This is a genomic window from Hydrocoleum sp. CS-953 (assembly GCF_002260545.1).
Classification (GTDB): domain Bacteria; phylum Cyanobacteriota; class Cyanobacteriia; order Cyanobacteriales; family Microcoleaceae; genus Trichodesmium.
The window spans coordinates 1-2,290 of record NZ_LGSU01000151.1 but is presented as its reverse complement, the minus strand read 5'-3'; the positions used below and the strand labels follow the sequence as shown (position 1 = coordinate 2,290).

2 protein-coding genes are annotated in these 2,290 nt (G+C 34.0%); both read right to left on the bottom strand.

The features are described from left to right. On the bottom strand, positions 1–776 hold a 776-nt coding region (locus AFK68_RS01150; RefSeq protein ID WP_094670972.1), incomplete at its 3' end, for a hypothetical protein. A gap of 340 nt (positions 777–1,116) precedes the next feature. Continuing rightward, positions 1,117–1,329, bottom strand: a complete 213-nt coding sequence (locus AFK68_RS01145) for a hypothetical protein (protein ID WP_094670970.1) — start codon at positions 1,327–1,329, stop codon at positions 1,117–1,119. Positions 1,330–2,290 lie beyond the last annotated feature (961 nt).

Genomic DNA, 2,290 nt, shown 5'->3' with positions numbered 1-2,290 from the left:
CGTTTATTCCTATCAATATAAGGAGGTAAAAATTTAGTTGGCTCCTGTTCATAAATTGTGTACTCCCAAGGAACATTAATATTTTGGGTCGTAGTCTTATTACTGTAAGAAGCTCGGCGTTGAGGTTGGGCAAATAAAATAATCATCCCGATTAAAATAATCCCACCACCTAAAAGTAAAATAGCTAAGATTATTCCAGCAATAAACCATAATAAACCTTTTTCTAAATAATTTACAGAATTGCTTGACGATCTTCTATTATAACTATCTATACCTTGCTGTAAACTTAAGCCAGAAATCAAACGCTCTTGCTGTTGGACTTGAACCAATAGTCGGTCATTTTCCAGCTTTAATTGATCTTGTTGGAGTCTGAGTTGTTGTATTTCTGCCCACTGTTGTTCTAACTGAGTTTTCAACTGTCGTGTATCAAGTAATTGTTGTTGTAGTTGAGTTTTCAGTTGGTCGTAAGCTGAACGTTGTTGTTCAGATTGATTTCTAATTTGTTGTTCCAATTTATAATCCTTAAAGTCAGGAACAGAAGGAACTGAAATAGGTGGGGGTGGTAATGGTAGTGACTGAGGTAAGGGAGTTACTAGAGGAGAAGGAGAAACTTTGGGAGGAAAAGAAAATGCTACTGATGGTGAAGGAGACGGTATTGGCAATTTCATCTGCTCATCAGGAGATGACTTGCCAAAGACAATCCAACCCATAAGTAAGAGGACAATTAAGACCCCTGTTAAAATACATCCTACAATAAACGCTACAGTCTGATTCATTATTTAATTTCACTATATGATTAAATCAGCACTATTTAACAAATCATATAGGGTATCATGTTAAGAACAATATTGAGTATCTATTTTCTGAAGCCATCTAATATCATAACCAAACTTATGCAACAAAAATCAAAAATACTACTACTTTTTCGCACCAAAATGGAAGTCAGAAGTCAAAAACAAAAAGTCAAAGGTTAAGGTTGCTTAAACCTATAAAAAACTTAGGGCTTTGTCAATAAGATACTTTATCCCTACTATGGATATGTTAAAATTACAATTTTTGTTAGTTTGACCTAATTTCCGAAGAAGTAAAGGAGCTAGAAGTAAATATGAAATGATACTAGGAAATATCAGGGTTATAGTAATCTTCAGGTTTCACATTTCCAACTGCATCTGGTTCTTGATTTATACAACCATCTTTTTGGACATATTGGCAGACACGAGCCCATAGCTTGGCTCTAGTAGCAGGTGGTCCAGAAGAAAATAATACCTTATCTCCACCCACGATTTTGACTTGACACACTGGGCAAATCTCTTGCTGATTTTCTGACATCGTGATTATTTATTGTTTAAGGCTCAATGAACTTCTAAGTATATAGCGTTTTTTCCTAAATTTTGCAAATCTTGTCTAAGGGCAAATTTGAGATTTTAGGGAAGCGGATTTTAGGTTGTCAAATAAACCTCTAATTTTCAGTTATTTATTCGTCTAGTTATGAAAGGAAGTGGTTGGAAATAAAAATCATCACAATCTAGAGATATACTCATTTTTATCGGGAGTTATACCAAGTTTATACAATGTTGCTAGATAGTAGGTAGTATGTAAGCTAATACCCATTGAAAATCTGTATTAGCAAGTCAAAAGTAATCAGGGTTGTTCTTTGAATGATGCACAAAAAAATAAGTCGTTATAAATGCAAATAAATGCACAATAGCTTATTAGGAGGAGGGCAAATATCTTAATAGTTTGGCAGAGTATTTTAGTGAGCAATTACCATAAGGAGTAAGGTACAAAATTCCTTTGTTTTAGGGAGTAGGGAGTAGGGAAGATGGAGGCATNTAGCAAGTCAAAAGTAATCAGGGTTGTTCTTTGAATGATGCACAAAAAAATAAGTCGTTATAAATGCAAATAAATGCACAATAGCTTATTAGGAGGAGGGCAAATATCTTAATAGTTTGGCAGAGTATTTTAGTGAGCAATTACCATAAGGAGTAAGGTACAAAATTCCTTTGTTTTAGGGAGTAGGGAGTAGGGAAGATGGAGGCATGGGTAGTAGGGTAGGAGAAAAACAACTGTACCTCCGATGCTTGAGAAACGCTATATCTATGTATGAATTTGGTATTAGGGATAAAATTATAATTTTTATGGAAAACTTTTACTGGGAAAAGGGCGCAGAAAATAATCAAAACAACAATAGTACGTCATAAAGCTTGAGAAACGCTATAAAGTTATTTTGCTATTTCCATTTTGTTAGCTATTTTGTCTAAATATTTTTATGTGTCGATCTATAAAGTTT